Raw genomic sequence first — 22,125 nt, forward strand, 5'->3', positions numbered from 1 at the left:
TTCTCCGCTTGCCCTTCTCACTCCAGCTTCCCGCCACTGCGGCCCTCCGTAAAGGGCCCAAGGTCATCGGAGTTGAGGTTCATTGGTTCTCTTTCCCGCTCATCGGGCGAGCAGTACTCTGGAGGAACCATCCGGAAGCCCACTGACATGACCGAAGTTACGGACCTGATTTCCAGCGCGCGAGCCGCCTTTGTCCGCAAGGACTGGGATACCGCCCGCCGCGATCTGCTCGCTGCCCGAAGCAGTTCCGAACTGGAGACTCCGGAGCTGGAAGTCCTCGCCGAATCCGGCTGGTGGCTGGGAATAGTGCCGGAGTCGCTTGCCCACTGGGAGCATGTCTACCGACGCCTGAGTGGAACCGGAGATCACTCTGCTGCTGCGATGAAAGCCATTGAATTGTCCCTGCAGTGGGCAACCCGGGGAGACATCGTTGTGGCTTCCGGGTGGATGAACCGTGCCAGGCGCTTGGTGCAGCAAAATCAGGAAACAGCGGAGTATGGATACCTTCTGTATTTGGAATGCTCCCAGTCCATAGACCTGGAGGAAGATCCCGGCCCGGCCTGGGAGGCAGCCGAGGTGCTGGACCACCTCGCCGAGTTGCTGGACAACCCCACTCTGGCCTCCTTCGCCCGTGTGCTGAACGGGCTCGCCCTCGTTCGCGGAGGACAGACGGAGTCGGGCTTCAAGGAGCTGGACGAGGCCATGCTTTCTGTTCTGGCGGGCGACATGTCCCCCATCTGGGCAGGAGACATCTACTGCACGGTTGTGCATCTGTGCCATATTCTTGGCGACCTTTCCCGAATGCGCGCTTGGAACAGCGCTTTGGACCGCTGGACCGCCGGACTGTCTGCCACGTTTATCTATGCCGGAGTCACCAGGATTCACCACCTTCAGTTGATCAGTGCGGAAGGCGACTGGGACACCGTGGAACGGGAGATAGGTCCCCGCAGTGACCAACTCGTGGATGCGCACGGCTGGATGGCAGGCGCTGGCTATTACGAACTGGGCGAAGTCAGGCGCCTCAGGGGAAATGTCCAGGGCGCGCTCGCTGCCTATGCCGATGCAAGAAATGTAGGCGTCGACCCGCAACCCGGAGAGGCACTGCTTCATGACTCCGCCGGCGAACACGACCTCGCGCTCAATCAGCTGAGGGCAGCGATCGGTGAAAGCGGCCCGCTGGAACGGGCACGCCTGCTGCTGCCGGCCGTGGAACTCGCGCTTGCCCAGGACCGCCGGGCGCTGGCGGATACTTGGTCTGACGACCTCCAACGCGTCGCAGCCAAGTACGCTTCGCCGGGAATCCAGGCCTCGGCCCGGCATGCCCGCGGCGCGGTGCTTCTCGCCACAGGCCGGGCAGCTGAGGCGGTTCCCCACTTGGATTCGGCTGCCCGGACTTACCGGGAACAGCGTTTCCGCTACAGCACCGCAAAGATCCACGAACTGTTGGCGGAATGCCGGCGGCAGTTGGACCAACCTGATGCTGCCGACGCTGAACTTGCTACTGCTTTGGCGATCTACCGGCAGCTTGGGGCCATCCAAGACGTCGACCGCGTCGAAGGTGGACCCGCACCGGGCGGACTGACGGCACGTGAAAGCGAAGTCCTCTCGCTGGTCTGCGGCGGGGCCAGCAACCGGCAAGTCGCCCACACGCTGGTCATCAGCGAGAAAACGGTGGGGCGGCACCTGGCCAATATTTTCACCAAGATCGGTGTGGAAAGCCGGACCGCGGCGGCCGCTTGGGCAAGTGAACACAGCCTCCCGCGTCGGATGCCGCGCTGATCAAATCCTGATGACCTGGTCAAGCTTCACATTGCCGGCTGGTAAGGACCGCTGTTCTGCATGATTTGACCCATGCCCGACAGGAAAAGATGAGGCGGATGCCCGACGAAGGGGCAGGGTCCAGGCACGTACTTTCGAGGTATCGGATTCATTAGTCCGTCCAACAGCCGAGAAAGGACCATCATGACCACGCTCGAAGAGCCAACAATCCAGGGTTCTGCCATAACCGCTGAATCCGGCGTCACTGCTGAGGCAACAGAGGCCGCCGCCGAGAGGTTGGTGGACATCCTTAACGACGGGGCCGCGGCGGTGCTCGCAAGTATTGGCCACCAAACAGGCCTTTTTGACACCCTCGCGACGCTGCCGGCTGCCACCAGTGAGCAGATTGCCGATGCAGCAGGATTGCAGGAGCGCTATGTGCGGGAATGGCTCGGCGGCATGGTTACCGCCGGGATCGTGCAGTATGAACCCGCTTCCCGCACGTATCTGCTGGATCCTGCCGTCACACCCTCGGTCAGCGGACCGGGGGTGGAGAACCTTGCCCGGACCCTGCAGTACGTCGCGCTGATGGGTGCCGTTTCCGGAAAGATTGCGGAAAGATTCAAAATCGGTGGCGGCCTTGGCTATGAGGACTACCCCGGCTTTGTCCAGTTGCAGGCGGCCGACAGCGGCTCGGTCCATGACGCTTCCCTGATCGACACCATCCTTCCATTGTCAGGCTGTATAGACCGCCTTAGTAGCGGGATCGACGTCGCCGATATTGCCTGCGGTGCCGGACACGCCGTCAACCTCATGGCCCAGGCGTTTCCCGCCAGCAACTTCACAGGATACGACTTCTTCGAAGAAGGGCTGATTGCAGGACGCGCCGAAGCTTCCCGGCTGGGACTGGACAATGTCCGGTTCGAAACCCGTGACGTCGCCTTACTCGATATCCGTGACGGGTTTGACCTGGTCACAGTCTTCGACGCCATACACGATCAGGCACATCCCGCCGCCGTCCTCAGAAATATCCACGAAGCACTCCGCCCGGGTGGGACGTTCCTGATGGTGGACATCAAGGCCTCGAGCAGGCTTGAGAATAACATCGGGCTCCCCTGGGCAACCTTCCTTTACGCCGTCTCCACGACCCACTGCACATCGGTTTCCTTGTCGCAGGGCGGCGATGGCCTCGGAACGGTCTGGGGTGTCGAACTGGCCGAGTCCATGGTTCGCGACGCCGGCTTCGAGCATATAGAGGTCAAGGATCTGGAGGAGGACCCCTTCAATGCTTACTTTGTGGCAACAAAGGCGGCGTCTGTGGTAGCCGGACGATAACTGCTAGGCGGACGGCGCCCCGGCGGCATTGACCAACCAGGAAACACCAAACTTGTCGGTGCACATGCCGAAGGTGTCACCCCACGGAGCCGGCTCGAACGGGACTGTGACCATACCGTCCGAAGAAAGCCGGTCCCAGTAACCCCGTAGTTCAGCTTCGTCCTCACCGCTGAGGGAGACAGAGAAGTTGTCACCCGGGTTGTAGTTCATGCCATTAGGTGTGTCCGCCCCCATCAGCACCATTCCCGAATCTGTGGTGAGCATGGCGTGCATGATCTTGTCCTGCTCACCAGGATCTTCGCTGGCCTGAAACTCGCCGAAAGTACTCATGGTGAGTTCCCCGCCGAAGACTGACTGATAGTAAGCCATAGCTTCGCGGGCGTTGTCGCGGAAGCCAAGGTAGGGGTTGAGGCGGGTTGGCATTTGGGATCTCCTTGGAGTCTGGCGGAGGCCCGGGCGGCGACAAAGCAGCGCGGCGGGCTGGGAACACTTCATATGGTGCCCCAATTCATGTGCCGTTCCTAGACCCTCACAGACACTTTCCGTGCCTGTCCAGCGGGTTGTCAGCCGGCAGCTTTTTTCGCCCGGCTGGGCTGGACCCGGGGCGGTTCACCGGGCATTTTCGGATAATCCGGAGGGAACGGGAGTTCACCCAGACCGGCGTCGATATCGCGCTGCCACCAGCCCAGGAGGGTGTCGATGTTCCCCGGCTTGGAGTGCATATCCGCCCAGGGGTCACCGGTTGTCTTCAACCGCTCGGGAACTGTCAGGATGGTGAATTGCCTGGGATCCACGCTTTCCAGTTCATCCCATTCAATCGGGCAGGAGACCGGCGCATGGGCAAGGGGCCGAGGACTGTAAGCCCCGGCCATGGTGCGGTCACGGTTGGCCTGGTTGAAGTCCACGAAAACCTTCACGCCTCGCTCTTCCTTCCACCAGGCCGTAGTGACCTTGTCCGGCATGCGGCGCTCAAGTTCGCGAGCCGCTGCAATGACCGCGTGCCTGACGTCCAGGAATTCCCGGGTGGCCTCGATGGGGGCGAACACATGCAGGCCGCGGTTCCCGGATGTTTTGATGAACGCAGTAAGCCCGGCTTCTGCCAGCACAGTTCTCAGCTCGATCGCGGCCGGGACGGCGTCGTCGAAGTCCGTTCCGGGCTGAGGATCCAGATCGATCCGCAGCTGGTCCGGGTTGTCCGAGTTATCCGCGCGGGACGGCCAGGGGTGGAAAACGATGGTGTTCATCTGCACCGCCCAGACAGCCGCCGCGGGTTCGTCGATGACCACCTGGGGATGGGTCCGCGCGCTCGGATAGACCACCTTGACGGACCGAATGAAGTCCGGTGCCCCCTTGGGAGGATTCTTTGAGAAGAACTGTTCGCCGTCGATATTCTCCGAGAAGCGCTGGAGCGTAATGGGGCGGCCGCCATTTGCCCTGACGAAGGCTTCCCCCACGTCCACCATGAAGTTGGCCAGATCCAGTTTGGTGATGCCAGGCTCCGGCCAGAGAACGCGGCTGGGACTCGATATCCGCATCTCCCGGGGACCGTTCGGACCGTCGACGGTGAGGGTGGTTGCTTCGCTCGCCATGGGAACAACCTACCCCGCAGAAGTAGCCACGTCAGCAGATCTGCCGTGTGGATGGCAGACACTCTTTTGAGTTGGGTACGGCCGGGCAGCGGGTTCAGGCATTATTGAGGCATGCCCGTCCCCCAAATCCCCCTCACCATCTCCGTTGGTGACAGTCCAGTTTCCGCGGCTTACGGACGTCCTGACAGTTCCTTCGCGACACTCGTGGTTGCCCACGGCGCCGGCGCCGGCATGGATCATCCGTTTATGGTCGGCTTCACGGCCGCCCTGGGTGATCAGGGTGTTGCCACCCTCCGCTTCAATTTCCCGTACCGCGAGGCCGGTAAGAAGTTCCCGGACAGGCCGCCGACGGCGATCGCGGCTTGGCGGGCGGCCATGGACGTCGCTTCGAAACACTCGGAAGGTGAGCCCTTGTGGGCGGCCGGCAAGTCCTTTGGTGGGCGGATGGCGTCAATGGCGGTTGCCGAAGGTATGCCGGCTGCCGGATTGATTTACCTCGGCTACCCCCTGCATCCTCCAGGAAAGCCCGAGAAGATCCGGGACGAGCACCTCTACGGCCTCACGCTGCCCATGCTCTTCCTCCAGGGAACGGGTGACCCCTTCGTGACGCCTGCCTTGCTTGAGTCTGTAGTCGCACGGATCGGTGACGCGGCGACGCTGAACTGGGTGGAGGGCGGAGACCATTCCTTCGCTATCAAGGGCTTCAAGCGCAGCCCTGAAGAAGTGGGGGCATCGCTCGCGAAGCCTGTGGCAGATTTTCTCCGCGGGCATTCCTGAGCAGCACTATGAGGCGAGCCAGGCCCGCCCATAATCACTCTTTGCTGGCCTTGGCACGTACATGCATCCTCTCCCCTTGTCCTCCGAATACACTCAGAACTTCTGCCGGCTGGTCTCCTGTGCTGCCGAACCAGTGAGGTACGCGGGTATCGAATTCTGCTACTTCACCTGCCCGGAGGACGAGGTCATGGCTGCCCAGAAGCAGTCGCATACGGCCGGAAAGAACGTACAGCCATTCGTATCCTTCGTGAGCCTTGAGGTCCGGGTCGGCTTTGGAGATGGGAATGATTATTTTCCAGGCCTGCATCCCGCCCGGCTGTCGGGTCAACGGTACGACTGTCCGGCCGTTCGCCTTATGGGGTTTGAGACGGATCCGGGGGTCCCCGATTTCGGGTGCCCCCACCAGCTCTTCCAATGGCACGCGGTAGGCCTGGGCCAGCGGGAGGAGCAGCTCCAAGCTTGGACGGCGCTGCCCTGTCTCCAGACGCGACAGGGTGCTCTTGGAGATACCGGTAACTGCGGAGAGACCGGTCAGCGTGACGCCACGCTGCATTCGTAGTCGTTTGAGGCGCACTCCAACCTGATCGAGCGCCGCAGCAATCAATTTCGTCGTGTCATTCACAGAACCATCCAACCTTCGTTTCCCGGAAACAGCAACGTTTGTTGTCGGAACAGGAACCCGGGGCCCAGCCTTGGAGACATGAACGATTTTGATGTAGTCATAGTGGGCGGCGGCGCTGCAGGACTGTCAGCCGCATTGGTGTTGTCCCGAGCCCGACGCAAGGTTCTGGTGGTGGATTCAGGGGCGCAACGCAACTCCCCTGCCTCCCATATGCACGGGTTCCTTTCGCGCGATGGCCTGCCTCCCGCCGAGCTTCTGGTGATTGCCCGCCAGGAGGTGACGGGCTACGGTGCCCACGTCTTGAACGGTGAGGTAACAGATCTCGTTGCTTGCGGAAAGTCTCGATTCCAAGCGCTGCTTTCCGGCGGGAGGCGGATTGCGACGCGGCGTCTTCTGGTAGCCACCGGGCTGCAGGACGAGCTGCCCGGCATTCCGGGCCTGACCAACAGGTGGGCGCGGGACGTTCTGCATTGCCCTTACTGCCACGGCTATGAAGTCCGTGACCTGCAGCTAGGTGTTCTGGGCGGCGCACCGGATGCGGTCCGTTACGCCCAGATCGTCCGCCAGTGGGCCAAGGATGTCGTGTTGTTCGTGCCCGCTGAATCGCTGACCAACGTTCACCGCTCGGAGCTGGTTGCCCGGTCGATAGGCATCGTCGAAGGCGATGTCAGACGGGTCGTCGTTGAGGACGATCTTCTCTCCGGCGTCGAAATGGAAGACGGGGCCATCATCCGACGGGACGCACTGTTCGTGCCGCCGCGCTTCATCCCGAACAACAGCCTCCTCATCGGTCTCGGCTGCGAACTGGATGAGGCAGGCTGGGCCGTCCGGGACAGTAGCGGCCGCACCACTGTTCCCGGCGTCTGGATAGCCGGGAATGTTGCCAACCCTCGAGCTCAGGTGATCACGGCCGCCGGGGAAGGATCCGCCGCAGCCATGGCCATCAACGCGGACCTCGTCGAGGAGGACATCCGAAACGCCGTCCGCGATTTCAACAGGGGATTTTGACAGGCAGCAACTTGCCCTTCCCCACTTCGTCCCGCCCACTGCCTGCAAGACTCCGAGGAGAACCTATGTCCATCCAGTCAACGTCAACCCGTCCCGCACCGCCCAACAAACATCAGCTCGCGCTGATGATCTGGCTGGCTGTGTTCCCCACCCTGACCCTCATCAACCTGGCTTTCGGAGAGTGGCTCGGGATCCTGCATCCTGTACTGCGGACCTTCGTGCTGGCCACAGTTGCGGTTCCCATCGTCATTTACGGGATCATGCCGCACCTTCACCGCCTGCGCGCACTGCTGCTGAGCCGAGCCGCACGCCGCTGATCTCCGTTTGGGGGGGGAAGCGTCAGGCTTTCACAGATGCCGGAATCGCATTCGACGGGACCGGATCATGGCGGACGTACCGGCGGCTAAAGCGTCCAGTGCCTGCGGTCAGGGCGCGCAACTCCACGGCGTACTTCAGCAACTCCTGGTCCGGAACCTCGGCGCTGATCTCGGTCATGTCTCCGACGGACGTTGTTCCAGTTAGTCTCCCCCGCCGCGATGACAGATCACTCATAACGGCACCGACGTAGTCATCTGACACGGTAATAGTCACGGCTGAAACCGGCTCAAGCAGCTGAATGCGGGTGGCCGAAGCCGCCTCCCGCAGGGCAAGCGCGCCCGCGGCCTGGAAGGCGGCGTCGGAGGAGTCAACGCTGTGGGTTTTGCCGCCCACGAGCGTGACGCGGATATCCACCACAGGGAAGCCGGCTGCTACCCCTTTTTGCATCTGCGTCCGGACTCCCTTCTCCACAGACGTTATGTACGGTCCCGGGATCACGCCGCCAACGGTCTTGTCCACAAACTCAAAGCCGGATCCGCGGTCCAGCGGCTCCACCTCGACGTCGCAAACGGCGTATTGCCCATGGCCGCCGGACTGTTTGACATGCCGGCCGTGGCCAGCCGAGGGAGCCGCAAAGGTCTCGCGCAGCGGAGTCACCACCTCCACTGTCTGCAGCTTTACACCCTGCTCCCTCAACCGGTCCAGCACAACCTCCGCGTGCGCCTCGCCCATGCACCACAGGATCAGCTGATGGGTTTCGGAGTTGCGTTCCACCCTAAGGGTCGGATCCCCGGCGGCAACCTTGCCGAGGCTTTTCGCAAGGGCATCCTCGTCGCCATGGGAAGCCGCCTCGATGGCCACAGGCATCATGGGTTCGGGCATATCCCAGGCCTCCACCAGCAACGGCCGCTCACGCGAGGAAATGGTGTCACCGGTTTCGGCATTCCCGAGTTTTGCCAGCGCGCAAATGTCACCGGCAACACAGAAAGGCACAGGCCGCAGGGATGCGCCGATGGGCGCGTACAAGTGGGTGATGCGCTCGTCGCTGTCGTGATCGAGGTGTCCGCGATCCGCCAGTCCCCGCCCGCCTACGTGAATTGCCGAGTCCTCCCGCAGCGTGCCCGAGAAAATGCGCACGAGGCACACACGTCCCAGGAACGGATCGATGGTGGTCCGCACCACTTCCCCCACCAGTGGCCCCTTGGGATCGCAAGTCAGCTCCACTGTGGAGGTACCGTCGACCTGCCTGACCACCGGAAGCTCCCGCTCCGCCCCGGACGGAAATCCGCCGCGCAGGACCTCAAGCACTTCCAGCATTCCGACACCGGATTCAGCGGCGGTGGCCAGCACTGGGAAGAAGGAACCACGGGCGACGGCGGTCTCCAGATCGGCGACGAGGACCTCAAGGGGGACCTCTTCACCGGCCAGATACCGCTCCATCAGCGTTTCGTCCTCGCTTTCGGCGATGATTCCTTCGATGAGCGTTCCGCGAGCCGCATCCGCCTCGGCCAGTTCGCCGTCGTCGGCTTCCCGTACCTGGCGTTCGGCGCTGCCGTCTGTGTAGGTCGAAACGGTCCTCGACAACAGGCCGAGCAGACTGATCGAGCCGGCGCCAGAGGGCAGCGGCAGGTACAGCGGCAGTACGGAATCGCCGAACGCCTGCTGGCAGGCCGCCAGGGCTGCGTCAAAATCGGCGCGCGGATGATCGAGGCGGCTGATCACCACCGCACGCGGCATCCCGGCGGCTTCGCATTCCCCCCAGAGTGCGATCGTGGCGGTGTCGATCTCGTCAACGGCTGACACAACGAAAAGCACTGCGTCCGCCGCCCGGAGCCCTGCACGTAACTCACCAGTGAAGTCCGGGTAGCCGGGAGTGTCCAGCAGATTCACTTTGATGTCGTCAAAAACCACGGGCACGACGGCGAGAGCCACTGAGCGCTGTTGGTGGATCTCTGAGGGATCGGCATCGCTCACGGTGGTGCCGTCGGCTATGGAACCCATCCTGGTGATGGCACCGGTCGCGGCCAGCAGGCCCTCCACCAGCATCGTTTTCCCCGCGCCCGAGTGCCCCACCAAGGCAACATTGCGGATTTGCTCCGGGCGCTCTGCCGGCGACCAGGTGGAGGCGTCCGAGCGGCGCGGGTCCCCATTGCCCCGGCCCGAACTTCTCGCCGGGCTCTTTGCTCCTTTTCCCGACATGTGCATCTCCTGCGTGTCCGTGCGCCTTTTGTCTTTGTTAAGGATTGGACACCCTGAGGCACCTGAACAGCAAGAGGGGCCCCGAAGGCTTAACCAAGGTGGGTCTTTGCTTTGGCATCGATTCCAGCAAGCCGGGCTTGCACTGGGTGTTCTGGTGTTCTGCTGTGATCATTTCAGTTCGAAAGTGTGCTTTTTGTTGTTTTGGGGGAAACCGCAGGATTAGCTGTGGGCGGGACAAACGGGTGCGACGACGCACCCGGCAAACAAGACCGCACGCACCTGGAGAACCAATCATGATCAGACCCAGAGTCAGGGCCGCCCTGGCCGTAGTCGTGATGGTGGCCACCGGCCATCTTGGCATTGCAACGGTGCATGCCACCGAGCTTCCCACTCCCCCGCCGCAGAGCTCCTTCCTGCTCGCCTTCGGTTCCAACGCTGCCGGCCAGACGACCATCCCTGAAAGCCTCGCCAGGCAACCCCTGAAGGCCCTCGCAGCGGGAAACCGCCACACCATTGCTCTTACCAGCGCTGGCCGGCTCTCAGCATGGGGCAGCAACGTGCAGGGGCAGTCGACGGTACCCCTTAACGATGAGCGGAAGTTTATGGCGATTGCCGCCGGCGCCAGCCACTCCCTCGCCCTCAGCACGGACGGGAAAGTAGTCTCGTGGGGCGGAAATGCGTCCGGTCAGGCAACTGTTCCCGAAGCGGCCCGCACCGGAGTTGCTGCCATCTCATCGGGCGGAAGCAACTCTCTGGCACTCAAAACGGACGGAACCCTGGTGGGCTGGGGTGACAACGCCTTTGCCCAGAACCAGATTCCCGCATCCCTGGCAGGACAAACCATAAAGCAAATAGCCACGGGCGCCGGGTTCAACGTGGCGTTGACCGCCGAGGGCAAGATGACTGCCTGGGGCAGGAGCGATTACGGACAGATCGAGCTTCCCGCAGCTATAGGCACAGCGAACATCAAGGCCATTTCCGCCGGAGTGACACACTCGCTGGCTCTCACTGATACAGGGGCAGTGCTGGCGTGGGGCTCGAACACCTACGGGCAGCTCAACGTGCCGGCTGAGCTTGGTTCCGAAAAGGTGACGGCAATCGCGGCTGGCGGCTACCACAGCCTCGTCTCCACCGAGTCAGGAAAAATTTACGCCTGGGGAGACAACAACGCGGCGCAAAGCACAGTTCCGGCGGGGTACGGACCCAGGATCGTGGCGATGGCCGCCGGGGAAGCGCACAGCGTGGTCTTTACCCGACCGGATGACGATAGCGCCCCTGCCGCCGTCGTTCTTCCTGGTTCGCCAGCAAGCGGTGCGCCCCTGGATCCGGCGAATGGAATGACCGGCTTTATAACTGCAGCCGTGACGTATGGAGCTGTGCCGTATCTTGCGGGTGCAGCCCTGCTGCTGTCCGGAGCCTGCATGGTGGCATTCCACTCCCGGCGGCCACATCACTGGAGGCGGATTGTGGGCGCGGCGCTGACAGCCGCTGTCGGAGCCGCATTGCTGGTGCCGGCGTCACCCGCATTGGCCGAGGAGTCAGTCCCGCTGGCGAAACCCAGCCTCGAACAACTGGTGGCGGCCGACGGCGCACTCTACTTCGCGAACAGCGGAGCCACTGTGACAGACAAAGTTGCTCCCGGCGACACCATGGGAATCTATCAATCCCGCTCGGACCAGGCCTTCGGGCCCGACGCCAAGACCGGCGGCAGCTGGGGCTTCGTTTCCGACGCCTTCTCCAATCCGAAACGCAACACCAACAGCACGCTCGGAAAATACGACTCAATCCTGTACGACGCACCGCCCGCAGGCTCTGTACTTTCGAGCCGGGCAGTGAAGTACGACTTCGCGCTTCCCAACGGGAACTACGACGTCACGTTCGGCTTCAAGTTGCCCGGCGGGTGGGCCGGACGAACGCTGGACCTGATGGCGGAAGGCCAGATTCTCGGAACTGCAGCCACGAGCAGCGCAGGGCTGGAGAAGACCTTCAACAGCGTGGCCGTCACCGACGGCATGCTCAGCCTGCAGGCCCACAGCCAGGCCGGCCGCACCAACACGTTCCACGATCCGGCCCTGAACTTCATCGTGATCAGGCAGCCCCTGGACTACACACCGGAACTGCTTGCAGAGAAAATCCGCCAGGCGACGCTTACTCCCGAACAAGCGTCCCTGTATGCGGCGGACTCAGTGGCTGCCCTCAGGGAGAAGCTGGCCGCGGCACAGTCCCTGGTGGATACTGGCTCGGCCGACGCGGCCGCCAACAAGGCAGCCTACGAGGCCATTGGGGCGGCAACCGCCGGGCTGAGGAAGCTTGTCACCTACGATTCCTTCAACCCCGGCCAGCCTTGGCTCGATAACAATGGCCGCGCCATTCAGGGCCACGGAGGCCAGGTGATCCCGTCCAAAGACGCGCAGGGGCGGACCATCTACTACTGGTACGGCGAAGACCGTACTCAGGGCTACCAGCCCATGGCTGGCCTTCACGGCTACTCCTCGTACGACCTCTACAACTGGAAGGATGAAGGACTGGTCCTGAAGACCGCAGAAACCCGCGCCCAGCTGGACACAGATCCGTACTTCACCGCTCTCTACGCTGACTACACAAGGCACGAAAAAGATGCCGTGTTCAGGGACCTGGACAGCAAGGGTGCGGGCAACGCCGTGGGCCGCGCCATCGTCCTTGAGCGGCCGAAGGTGATGTTCAACCAGTCAACCGGCAAGTGGGTTCTTTGGGTCCACACGGATGGTCCGTCAACAACCTCGAATGCGCAGTACGCCAAGGCAACCGCTGGTGTCGCCGTCTCGGACTCCCCGTTCGGCCCGTTCCGTTACGTGGACAGCTACCGCCTCGACAGGATTTCCGCGGACAACCCGAACAACCAGTACCCGTCGCAACTGGGAATGGCCCGCGACATGAACCTCTTCAAGGACGATGACGGCACCGGCTACATCATCTATTCCAGTGAAGAGAACCGGACCATGTATGTGTCCCGGCTGAACTCCAGCTACATGTACCTGAACGTCCCGTGGCACCGCTCGGTGCAGGGGGTGGACTTCAGCCGTAACTTCCAGGGCGTGGCCCGTGAGGCTCCCGCCATGTTCAAGTACGACGGCACGTACTACCTGATCACCTCGGGCGCTACCGGCTGGGATCCCAACCCTGCACGGTACGCGACGTCCCCCACGCCCATCGGGCCGTGGACGCAGCACGGCAGCCCCGCCGTTGGGCCCGGCTCGGAAACAACCTTCCGCACCCAAAGCACCTCAGTGATCCCGATTGACCCCGCGGCAGGAAAATTCATCTACATGGGCGACCGGTGGATACCTTCGGACCTCGGAAACTCACCCATGGTTTGGCTCCCGCTCACTTTCGGGGCTAACGGTGACCTGAGCTTCCGCTGGACGGACCGCTGGACCCTGGCAGACCTGGAGAACCGGGGCAAGTTCACTGTGGATATGGCTATGCCAGCCAGCGTTCCGCTGGGATCGGGGCCGTCCGCGCTGCCGGCTACCGCCGTTGTCACGCAGAACGGAAGTTCGACGACGTCGGCAGTCACCTGGACCGGCGCAGACTTCTCAGTACCGGGCTCGGCGACGGTGACTGCCACTTTCGCCTCCAACGGCCGCACCGCCAGCTACACCGTCCTGGTGGTGCCTTCCGGGCTGGTCTACTTCGCAGATCCGGGGTCGACTGACACCGCTGATTACGCCGCGATCCGGGGTGCGGCATCGGCAGCAGGCGCGCTCTCAAATTCGACTAAGGATCAGCCATTGGGAGCTGATCCCGGAACCGGCAAGACATGGGGCTATGACAATCCAGGCACAGCCACCGTGGGCGGCGACAACATGTTCGGCACCCTGCGGTATGTGACCAAGGAGTCCGCGCGGAAGGACGTCAGCTATGTGTTCGGCAACCTTGAGGCCGGCGCCTACACCGTTTACGTGGGGCTTTACGATCCCTGGGCACAGTATGCGCCGAACCGGGCCGCCAAAATCAGCATCAACGGCACCGTGGTTGATGCCAGCAGGCGGATCAGCGGAACCAACACCACGATGAAATACGCCGGGCACTCCCCTGATGGCGAAGGGAAACTGAAGGTGAATCTGGCACCCACCAGCCCCGACGACGTCCAGGTCAGCTGGATCATGGTGGTCAAGGGTTAGGAGCCCGGATAGCCGGCAGCACCTCCTGCCGGCTATCCCGCTTCACCCCGACCCTCGCTCACCTTTCGCCCCCAAAACGCCGACCCTCCTTCACCTCTCGCAAGGAAATCGCAATCTACCTCAGTGGGGGTTCCTTCAACTCGGGGAAGATTGTCGCGAAACGTGAAGGAGCGTCCCCGTTTCAACCCCGAAACGTGAAGGAGCGTCCGCATTTCAACCGCGAAACGTGAAGGAGCGTTGCCGGACTGGCCCACGCTGGCCTCACATCCTGGACTTGACCTTCGCGGTGGCGGGAGCTGCCCACGGATCCTCCGGCCAGGGATGCTTCGGATAGCGCCCCCGCATTTCGGAGCGGACCTGTGTATAAGGACCGGACCAGAAGGAAGCAAGGTCATCCGTCACAGCCAACGGCCGCCTGGCTGGCGAAAGCAGGTGGAACAGGACAGCCACCTTGCCTCCCGCTAAACGTGGTGTTTCAGCCCAGCCGAAGCACTCCTGCAGCTTGACCGCAACCACCGGCCGGCCGTCGTCGTCTCCCACGGCCGGGTAGTCGATCCGAACCCGGGAACCGCTGGGCACTTCGAGCCACTCCGGCGCCAGCTCGCCCAGCCGCCCAGCTTCGGGCCAGGGCAGCAGTCGCCGCAACGGCTCCGTCAGGTCCATTCTGTTGGTCGGCGTTCCGCCTGCCAGTGCTTCCAGTTCGGGGGCCAGCCACTCTTGCAGCCGCGCCAGCAGAGCCGGTTCGGATACGTCAGGCCAGGGACTGCCGACTTCCCGGTGCAGCAAGGCGAGGCGGCGACGCAATCCCTCTGCCGCCGTCGACCATCCGATGGTTCCCAGTCCATCCTTCTGCAATGCCTGCGCCACAGCCGTGCGCCCCTCTTCCGCTGAGGGGCGCACCGGCGTCGACGTCAACGTGATGGTTCCCAGCCTGCTTTCCTTCCGCGCCGTGACGCGGCCCTGGCTGAACTGCGCCTCTACCGTTTCGCTCAGAAGATGCCGGCCGGCGGCCTCCGCCAGTTCCTGGGACAGCGGCGCGGCGGAACGGATGACGGCGCCGGTACCGGCTGCGTCGCGGCCCTGGGCGCGCGACACCTCGGCTACTGCCAGCCATTCGTGTCCGGCCAGGGCACTGCCGGCAGGTAGACCGGCCCTGGTGCCGGATGAGAGCAGGTACCGGTCCGGACCTGGGCCGGGGACACGGCGCGCCAGACGATCCGGGAATGCGAGGGCGACGACGAAGCCCACCATTTCTGCCGCGCTCGCCGATGCGGCGATCTCCGCCGCAAGTGGTTCAGGCACGACGTCGGATGCTCCCTCACGCACAATCGCCTCCATCCGCCGGACGTCCTCGGCCCAGCGTCGGGCAGCCGGGTCCTGGCCGCTCCGCAGGATGGTGAGAAGGCGGGTAAGATCCGCTCCGGGAGGGCGCTGGTCGCCGGAAACGACCGCCACGGTTTCTGAAGCAACCCGGCGTCCCACGGCAGCCGCTCCATCCAGCAGCGCACGCCCGAGGCGCGGGTCAGCAGGTATCCGGACCAGAGCCTTGCCAAGATCGGTGGCCTGACCATCGGTTCCAACGGCACCGAGTTCCTGGAGGACTTCCATGGCGTCGTCCATGGCGGCTGGGGGTGGCGTATCGGGAAGTGCCAGCCCCCGGCCGCCGGGCGAACCCCAACAGGCAAGGACCAGAGCGGCACCCGTCAGATCAGCGACGGCGATCTCCGGGGTCTGGTGGGCAGGTGCGGCGCCGAAGGTCTTTTGGTCGTAACACCTGACTACCTGGCCGGGTCCTTGGCGGGCCGCACGTCCGGCGCGCTGATCGGCGGAGGCGCGGGAGCAGGACACGGTGACCAGTCCCGTCATACCGCGGTTTGCGTCCCTTCGCGGTTCACGGGAGAGCCCGGCATCGATCACGAGGCGGACCCCGGGCACGGTCAGGGACGATTCCGCGAGCGCCGTCGAAACGATGATGCGCGGGGGGCCGCCGGGTTTCCGTCCCGTGACCGCCCGGTCCTGCTCGGCCGGGCTAACCTGCCCGTGAAGCTCCAGGACTTCCGCACTCACCTTGGCCCGCAGTCGGGAGGCGACGTAGGAGACTTCCCACGCCCCCGGGAGAAACACCAGTGCGTCGGTGCCCCCGTCTTTGGCCAGTGCCCGGGCCTGCGAGGCCGCGGCGGTGTCCGCCACGTGGTCCAGGAAAGCGCGCGTGACTCCCCTGTCGTCCAGCCGCGGCAAAGCCGCCGGCACCCACTCTACTTCCAGCGGGTACAGTGCGGACGGACAGTCGACCACCGGGGCCGGCCCGCCGTCGTCGTGGTTCCCGTCCTGGGCAGTTCCAAGCAGGGCGGCGAACCGGGGCGCGTCCAGGGTTGCGGACATGGCAACCAGCGTGAGGTCGCCCCGGAGTTGTCGGACCTCGGCGAGCATGCCGAGCAGCAGATCTGTTTCCAACCCCCGCTCGTGGACCTCATCCAGGACTACTGCGTCGGCCGACTCGAGCCCTGGGTCCGCAAGCAGACGGCGCAGCAGGATCCCCGGCGTGACAAACTCGATCAGCGTTCCGGGACCGGACTGGCGTTCCCCGCGGACGGTGTATCCGACGCGGTCGCCCACACGGCTGCCATCCAATGAGGCAAGGCGGCGGGCTGCCGAGCGGGCAGCCACCCGCCGCGGTTGGGTGACCACAACACGCGGATGGCGGCCCCCGGCCCGCATTTGGCCTGGAGCCTGACTGGACGCGAGGTTGGCGAGCAGCGGCGGAACGAGCGTGGTTTTGCCCGTGCCCGGAGGAGCCTGGACCACGGCCGTCCCGGCCGGACCTCCCGCCCGCAGCGCCCCGGTGAGCTCCCCCAGCGACTCGGCAAAAACCAGGCCTGCGCCGATGACAGCTAGATCGAAGGTCATCCGTCCATTGTGCCCGCAATCTTGATCCCCGATCTCAGCACGACTGCCACATGGGCGAGAATGGAGGTCATCCAACATGAAAGCGGGAAGACCATTGATCAATCTCCAGCAGGACTCCGAAGGCTTTATCCGGATGAACAGGCACTTCCCCGCCAGCGCCGCCATATCCATCACATTCACCGACGGGAGCGAGGAAGCAGTCACCGGCGCGCGGCTGAATGAGGCCTACGACGAAGCCTTGGCTGTGTATCGTGCCGAGAATCACCTGGACGCCAAGGGATACTCCCGCGGCCCAAAGAAGAAGGTGCAAGCCGGTATAGATTTCGTTCCGGTCCACCCTGGAATGTCGAACTAGCTCGAAGCAGGGGGCGGGATTCCTGTGCAGGTCCTTCCGCGCATCACAGTAGAGGTTCCGGTCCTGAGCATCGGCCGGGGATCCTCAGACTATGAGCACTTGGGCCGCTACGTCGACGCCTTGCGCCGGCCGCAGGGCCTGCACATGACACTCCTGCACCTTGGCGTCCTTGAAGACTTCAGCGAGGACGTTGCCGACTGGACCAAAGGGCTCACCAGTACAGAGGCTGCTGCGCATAAGACTGTGGCCTGGTTGCAGTCGCTGCCAGTGCTGGGAAGCTTTTCCGGATGGGCCGAGAGACTGATCGTGCTGGGCGGCGGGAATGTGAGCGGCCTCGAGGTGGACGTGCCCGCTCATGTGCATGACTTCCAGGTCTCCCTCGTGAAGGCGCTTCACGAATTACTGGAGGATCTGCTCGTGGATAATGTCGACGACTTCATCCTTAGCTCCCGGGCACTTGGCTTCCGGTACCCGCGTTGGACTCCGCATGTTGCCGTCGGCCGCCCAAAGACGAGGGGCGGCGGATCGTGGGTGATTGAACCCCTAGCCCTCGAGTTCGGCGAGTCCCGCATTAGGAACCGGCGCTTCCTTCCCGCGTTCGACGACGAGCAGGGCGCCTGACTGCCGACGCTCCTTCACGTCTCGCGGGTATTGTGCCGACGCTCCTTCACGATGCCGTTCCCGATATGGCCCACGGAAAATGGCGCCGACTTGTCGGGCGTAGCTGGTATCAGTGAAATGGATGAGCCTCTTGGCAAGGGAAGCGTAAAGGCCTGGCACGCAGATCAGGGGTGGGGGTCGATAGAGATTGAGGGCGTAGCCGCAGAGTGCTTCGCCCATTTCTCCTGCATCGTCCAGAGAGAACGAAGATCCTGAGCTTATGCCAGGCGAACTGGTGATGCTCACTTGGCACGAGGCGCAGCAGGATGAACTCTGGATCGTCGCAGACCGGATTGAAAGTTCCTGACGGAGTGCCATCCTGAATGCGGGAGGGGCTCTGCTCACGGGCCTTCTAGGTCACCGGCATCGGACCTGTTCCGCGAAACGTGAGAGAGCGCCCCCAAAAAACCCGCGAAACGTGAGAGAGCGTCCCCAAAAAACCCGCGAAACGTGAGCGAGCGTCCCCAAAAAACCCGCGAAACGTGAGCGAGCGTTCGGTAAAAACCCGCGAAACGTGAGCGAGCGTCCCCAAAAACCCGCGAAACGTGAGCGAGGGTCGGGGTTTGGGCGCACCCAAAGTCCCGGCTGCAGGCTTGTAGAAACCCGACAAAATCCCGGCAGTGCAGGGGAACTAGCGTCGGCTGTGAGGGAAATCAGCAGCCAGCGCAAAGGACCATCAATGACGATTCAGCCAAACCTCCCGACGAGCTACGAAATCCTGGCGGTCGCCCGCAAGCAAGTCCTGGAGGAGGGCCGGGGCCTGACGCAGGAGCAGCTCGTGGACGTCCTGAGCCTGCCTGACGAAACCCTCCCCGCTGCTCTGCAACTCGCCCACGAAGTGCGGCTCAGGCACTGCGGCGAGGACGTGGAGGTGGAAGGCATCATCTCGATTAAGACCGGAGGCTGCCCCGAAGACTGCCACTTCTGCAGTCAGTCAGGCCTGTTCGACTCTCCTGTGCGGGGTGTCTGGCTGGACATCCCGGAACTCGTCAAAGCCGCCAAGGAAACTGCCGCCACCGGCGCCACCGAGTTCTGCATCGTCGCCGCAGTCCGTGGCCCGGACATCAAACTCATGAACCAGATCAAGTTCGCGATTGACCGGATCAATGAAGCCGTGGACATCAACATCGCCTGCTCGCTGGGTATGCTGACCCAGCGGCAGGTTGACCAGCTGGCGGAGTGGGGGGTGCACCGCTACAACCACAACCTGGAAACGGCGCGCAGCTACTTCCCAGAAGTGGTGACGACCCACAGCTACGAGGAGCGGCTGGAAACCTGCAACATGGTCAAGGCCGCCGGCATGGAACTGTGCTGCGGAGCCTTGATCGGCATGGGCGAATCCCTGGAGCAACGCGCCGAACTTGCCGTCCAGCTCGCCGCACTTGAACCACACGAAGTCCCTTTGAACTTCCTCAATCCGAGGCCCGGGACCCCTTTGGAAAACCAAGGCATCATGGACGGCAAGGATGCCCTCCGCGCCATCGCCGCGTTCCGCCTTGCCATGCCCAGAACGGTACTGCGCTACGCGGGGGGCCGCGAACTGACCCTCGGCAACCTAGGCACCCGCGAAGGACTGCTGGGCGGCATCAACGCCGTCATCGTCGGCAACTACCTCACCACCCTGGGCCGTCCTGCAACAGCGGACCTCAGCCTGTTGGTCGAGTTGAATATGCCCATCAAGGAACTCCAGAAGTCACTGTGAGCGCCGGCGTACCGGCCCACTCGGACCACCTGGATCCGGCCGCCGGCAGCTTCTGCGGGCAGTGCGGGGAGCCCGACGACGGCGTCGCCGGCCCGGCATGGGATCCTCACCTTCGCTGCCGGGAACAGCTGGAACTTGAACCTCCGCGCTACTGCGGTCGCTGCCGCCGTCGGATGAAGGTTCAGGTGACGCCGCTTGGCTGGGCCGCTCAATGCGCCCGCCACGGAGTGTTATCCCGGTGAAAGGGAGTCAGTCTCCTTACCGGACCGGGCCCGGACCAGCCCTGCCAGCAGGCCCGGACCCTCAGTCAGCACCAACTCCCGGAACAGCCTCACTTGATCGGGTTCTGCATCGAAGCCGCCCCGCCGTTCCCGCCACGCCAGTCCGATTTCGCGGTACGCAAGCCCGGACTCCAAGGGAACATCGACCCACCCCAGGTTTCCCGTGTGGGGCGAAACATCCCGGGCTGGCTCCAACCCGTCGGGCGGCAGGATACTGACGCCCAGGTTCGCAGACACCAGTCCTCTGACCGTATGGGAATCCTGGCTTTCAAAGGCGATTCGGGGGCGGAAGCCCGCTTCCCTGAACAGGGCGTCAGTGAGTGAGCGCAAGCCATAGTCAGGGCCGAGAGCGACAAAAGGGTCCTGTCTGATGTCAGCAAGGCGCGCTCGACGGCGGCCCGCGAGAGGGTGTTGGTGGTGAACCACCAGGCGCAACGGTTCGCGATACAGGGCAGCGGAACCGATGGTGCGCGTGGCTGGTGCCACCGGGGCGGTGAGGGCAAGGTCGGCGGTACCGGCAGCAAGCTCAGCAAGGCAGCCATCCCTGGACCCCTGGCTAAGGTCAAACGCTGTCTGCGGATACCGGCTCCGGAATGCGCTGATGAGCAGCGGCAGGGTCGCCTCCCCAAAGGTGTGCTGGAAGGATACCGAGATCCTGCCCCGCACCACCTCCGATTGATGGCGGACCACGTCCAGTCCCGTCTGGAATTCATTGATGGCAGCCTCAACGTAGGGCAGAAGCGCCCGGGCTGCGGGCGTCAGCCGCACTCCACGGCCCTCGCGGATCAGCAGTTCCGTGCCCACAACGGCGCTCGCTCTGGCTAACGCGCGGCTGACAGTGGATTGAGGAATGCCGAGCAGTTCGGCCGTTTCGGTGACGTGCTGGGTCCGCCCCAATTCCGCAAGCACCGGCAGGAGCGGCAGAAGCTGCACCAGTTGTTTGTGTTCAATAGTCACGGCTACCGTCCCGCTCTGGAATCAATCCACTTGTGCGATTGATTCTATGAGAATCATGCATTGGAGGCATCCTTTTGCAAAACCTAGGCTGGATTCATGCCACACGTTCCGACGCACGCCGCCGTCCCCTCAAATCCCGTCCCCTCTTGGGACGGGCACTCCTGGGACGTACACTCCTGGGACGGGCACGCCAAGGGCTCGGTTGGGTACCGCAAAGCCCTGGCCGGGCTGGCCTTCGCGGGCGTGGCTACGTTCGCCCAGCTTTACTCCACCCAGGCAGTGCTGCCCATCATCGCGTCGGAACTCCGCATCACGGCAGCGGAGGCGGCGTTGACGATTTCCGTGGCCACCGTCGGACTGGCAGTCACAGTCATCCCATGGTCCTTCCTGGCCGACAGGATCGGGAGGGTACGGGCCATGTCCATAGGCATCTGCGCAGCCACCGTCCTGGGCCTGTTGGTCCCGCTGGTGTCCACCTTCCCCATGTTGCTGGGCCTGCGACTGCTCGAAGGGATGGCTTTGGGTGGCATTCCTGCCATCGCCATCGCCTACCTGAACGAGGAGGTCCACCGGGCACACGCAGCCCTCGCCGCGGGAAGCTACGTGGCAGGTACAACGCTGGGAGGACTTGCCGGCCGGCTGGTGGCAGGGCCGGTGGGTGAGCTCTGGGGATGGCGGGCGGCAGCCTTGGCTGTGTCTGTCCTGGCAACAGTGGCGGCCGTGCTGTTCCTGGTGCTGGTACCCAGGGCACGTGGGTTTGCGGCGGAACCGGCGGCCGGATTTCGGGCAGCATTCAAGACTCTTGCCGGTCACAGCCGGAACCCCCGCCTGCTGGTGCTCTATGTTCAGGCTTTCCTCCTGATGGGCGGCTTTGTGGCCGTCTACAACTATCTGGGATTCCGCTTGTCAGGGGAGCCTTTCAGCCTGCCCGCCACCGTCATCAGCCTGATTTTCCTCGCTTACCTCTCAGGGACAGTCTCCTCGCGCTGGGCCGCAGGCCTGACCCTGAGGTTCGGCCGGCGGAACGTTCTCTTGGCAGGAATTGTCCTGATGGTCCTAGGGCTGGCGTTGACGCTGACCCAAGTACTGGTACTTATCCTGATTGGACTTCTCGTTTTTACCGGCGGCTTTTTTGCGGCCCACAGCATCGGAGCAGGCTGGACGGGCGTGATCGCATTGTCCGGCAGGGCACAGGCGGCATCGCTCTACAACCTCGCTTATTACCTCGGCTCCAGTCTCCTCGGCTGGGCAGGCGGACTCGTTTTCCAGTCGCTTGGCTGGAATGCCCTCGCCCTGACCGTTATGGGACTAGCGTGTACGACGGCGGCAATCACCGCCGTCGTACACACCCGTTCATATCGTGGCGGGATTGAGCAGCGGTCTTGACCCTCCACGCGTGGCGGCGTAGACCTGTGTTCAACGGAAGACCGGCCATCAATGGGGCCGGTCCTGAGCAGAATCGCAGCGCCATGACCGAGCAGCTACCCCGTTCCC

Annotated in this window: 17 protein-coding genes; 11 read left to right on the plus strand and 6 right to left on the minus strand. The window is 63.5% G+C overall.

Annotated features, from left to right (window positions below):
* The first annotated feature begins 147 nt into the window (after positions 1 to 147).
* Both M1E05_RS11400 and M1E05_RS11405 read left to right on the plus strand, forming a co-directional pair.
* Positions 148 to 1,779: a helix-turn-helix transcriptional regulator gene (locus tag M1E05_RS11400; protein ID WP_461162967.1), complete on the plus strand. Its 1,632-nt coding sequence runs from the start codon at positions 148 to 150 to the stop codon at positions 1,777 to 1,779.
* 183 nt (positions 1,780 to 1,962) lie between these two features.
* A complete protein-coding gene (locus M1E05_RS11405; RefSeq protein ID WP_461162968.1) occupies positions 1,963 to 3,093 on the plus strand; it encodes a class I SAM-dependent methyltransferase in 1,131 nt (376 codons plus the stop codon).
* A 3-nt stretch (positions 3,094 to 3,096) separates the two neighbouring features.
* Here M1E05_RS11405 and M1E05_RS11410 read toward each other — a convergent pair whose 3' ends face one another.
* On the minus strand, positions 3,097 to 3,516 hold the full coding sequence (locus tag M1E05_RS11410) for a VOC family protein (RefSeq protein ID WP_461162969.1): 420 nt from the start codon (positions 3,514 to 3,516) through the stop codon (positions 3,097 to 3,099).
* A 140-nt stretch (positions 3,517 to 3,656) separates the two neighbouring features.
* Positions 3,657 to 4,682, minus strand: coding sequence for a non-homologous end-joining DNA ligase (gene ligD, locus M1E05_RS11415; protein ID WP_461162970.1), 1,026 nt, complete (start codon positions 4,680 to 4,682; stop codon positions 3,657 to 3,659).
* A gap of 111 nt (positions 4,683 to 4,793) precedes the next feature.
* On the opposite strand from ligD, the gene M1E05_RS11420 reads away from it, so the two are divergent.
* Positions 4,794 to 5,459, plus strand: coding sequence for an alpha/beta hydrolase family protein (locus tag M1E05_RS11420; protein WP_461162971.1), 666 nt, complete (start codon positions 4,794 to 4,796; stop codon positions 5,457 to 5,459).
* 34 nt (positions 5,460 to 5,493) lie between these two features.
* On the opposite strand, the gene M1E05_RS11425 is transcribed toward M1E05_RS11420, so the two are convergent.
* A complete protein-coding gene (locus tag M1E05_RS11425) occupies positions 5,494 to 6,081 on the minus strand; it encodes a helix-turn-helix domain-containing protein (RefSeq protein ID WP_458114081.1) in 588 nt (195 codons plus the stop codon).
* Between the two features lie 78 nt (positions 6,082 to 6,159).
* Between M1E05_RS11425 and M1E05_RS11430 the strand changes: the two genes are divergently transcribed.
* A complete protein-coding gene (locus tag M1E05_RS11430) occupies positions 6,160 to 7,089 on the plus strand; it encodes an NAD(P)/FAD-dependent oxidoreductase (RefSeq protein ID WP_461162972.1) in 930 nt (309 codons plus the stop codon).
* 65 nt (positions 7,090 to 7,154) lie between these two features.
* Positions 7,155 to 7,406 carry a hypothetical protein gene (locus M1E05_RS11435; protein WP_461162973.1) on the plus strand — a complete coding sequence of 84 codons (252 nt, stop codon included), beginning with the start codon at positions 7,155 to 7,157 and terminating at the stop codon, positions 7,404 to 7,406.
* Between the two features lie 22 nt (positions 7,407 to 7,428).
* On the opposite strand, the gene M1E05_RS11440 is transcribed toward M1E05_RS11435, so the two are convergent.
* Positions 7,429 to 9,606, minus strand: coding sequence for an elongation factor G-like protein EF-G2 (locus M1E05_RS11440; protein ID WP_461162974.1), 2,178 nt, complete (start codon positions 9,604 to 9,606; stop codon positions 7,429 to 7,431).
* 293 nt (positions 9,607 to 9,899) lie between these two features.
* Here M1E05_RS11440 and M1E05_RS11445 point away from each other — a divergent pair, with 293 nt between their 5' ends.
* Positions 9,900 to 13,769 (plus strand): family 43 glycosylhydrolase, encoded by a 3,870-nt coding sequence (locus M1E05_RS11445; RefSeq protein WP_461162975.1) that lies wholly within the window; start codon positions 9,900 to 9,902, stop codon positions 13,767 to 13,769.
* 261 nt (positions 13,770 to 14,030) lie between these two features.
* Here the strand turns inward: M1E05_RS11445 and hrpB are convergent, their stop codons facing one another.
* Positions 14,031 to 16,676: an ATP-dependent helicase HrpB gene (hrpB, locus tag M1E05_RS11450; RefSeq protein WP_461162976.1), complete on the minus strand. Its 2,646-nt coding sequence runs from the start codon at positions 16,674 to 16,676 to the stop codon at positions 14,031 to 14,033.
* Positions 16,677 to 16,770: 94 nt separating this feature from the next.
* Here hrpB and M1E05_RS11455 point away from each other — a divergent pair, with 94 nt between their 5' ends.
* The 4 genes from M1E05_RS11455 to bsaP all read left to right on the plus strand — a co-directional run bounded on the left by M1E05_RS11455 (position 16,771) and on the right by bsaP (position 19,635).
* Positions 16,771 to 17,031, plus strand: coding sequence for a hypothetical protein (locus M1E05_RS11455; protein WP_458114087.1), 261 nt, complete (start codon positions 16,771 to 16,773; stop codon positions 17,029 to 17,031).
* 24 nt (positions 17,032 to 17,055) lie between these two features.
* The gene (locus tag M1E05_RS11460) at positions 17,056 to 17,652 is read left to right on the plus strand and encodes a 2'-5' RNA ligase family protein (protein ID WP_461162977.1); all 597 of its coding nucleotides are present in this window, start codon (positions 17,056 to 17,058) and stop codon (positions 17,650 to 17,652) included.
* A gap of 718 nt (positions 17,653 to 18,370) precedes the next feature.
* Entirely contained in the window at positions 18,371 to 19,393 is a 1,023-nt protein-coding gene (gene bioB / locus M1E05_RS11465) for a biotin synthase BioB (RefSeq protein WP_461162978.1), read from the plus strand.
* Positions 19,390 to 19,635 (plus strand): biotin synthase auxiliary protein BsaP, encoded by a 246-nt coding sequence (bsaP, locus tag M1E05_RS11470; protein ID WP_458114090.1) that lies wholly within the window; start codon positions 19,390 to 19,392, stop codon positions 19,633 to 19,635. Before bioB ends, bsaP begins: the two co-directional genes overlap by 4 nt.
* Here bsaP and M1E05_RS11475 read toward each other — a convergent pair.
* Entirely contained in the window at positions 19,624 to 20,631 is a 1,008-nt protein-coding gene (locus tag M1E05_RS11475) for a LysR family transcriptional regulator (RefSeq protein ID WP_461162979.1), read from the minus strand. The genes bsaP and M1E05_RS11475 overlap by 12 nt on opposite strands.
* A gap of 96 nt (positions 20,632 to 20,727) precedes the next feature.
* Between M1E05_RS11475 and M1E05_RS11480 the strand changes: the two genes are divergently transcribed.
* On the plus strand, positions 20,728 to 22,017 hold the full coding sequence (locus M1E05_RS11480; RefSeq protein ID WP_461162980.1) for an MFS transporter: 1,290 nt from the start codon (positions 20,728 to 20,730) through the stop codon (positions 22,015 to 22,017).
* Positions 22,018 to 22,125: the final 108 nt, after the last annotated feature.

The sequence above is a fragment of the Arthrobacter sp. R4-81 genome (genome assembly GCF_054792365.1).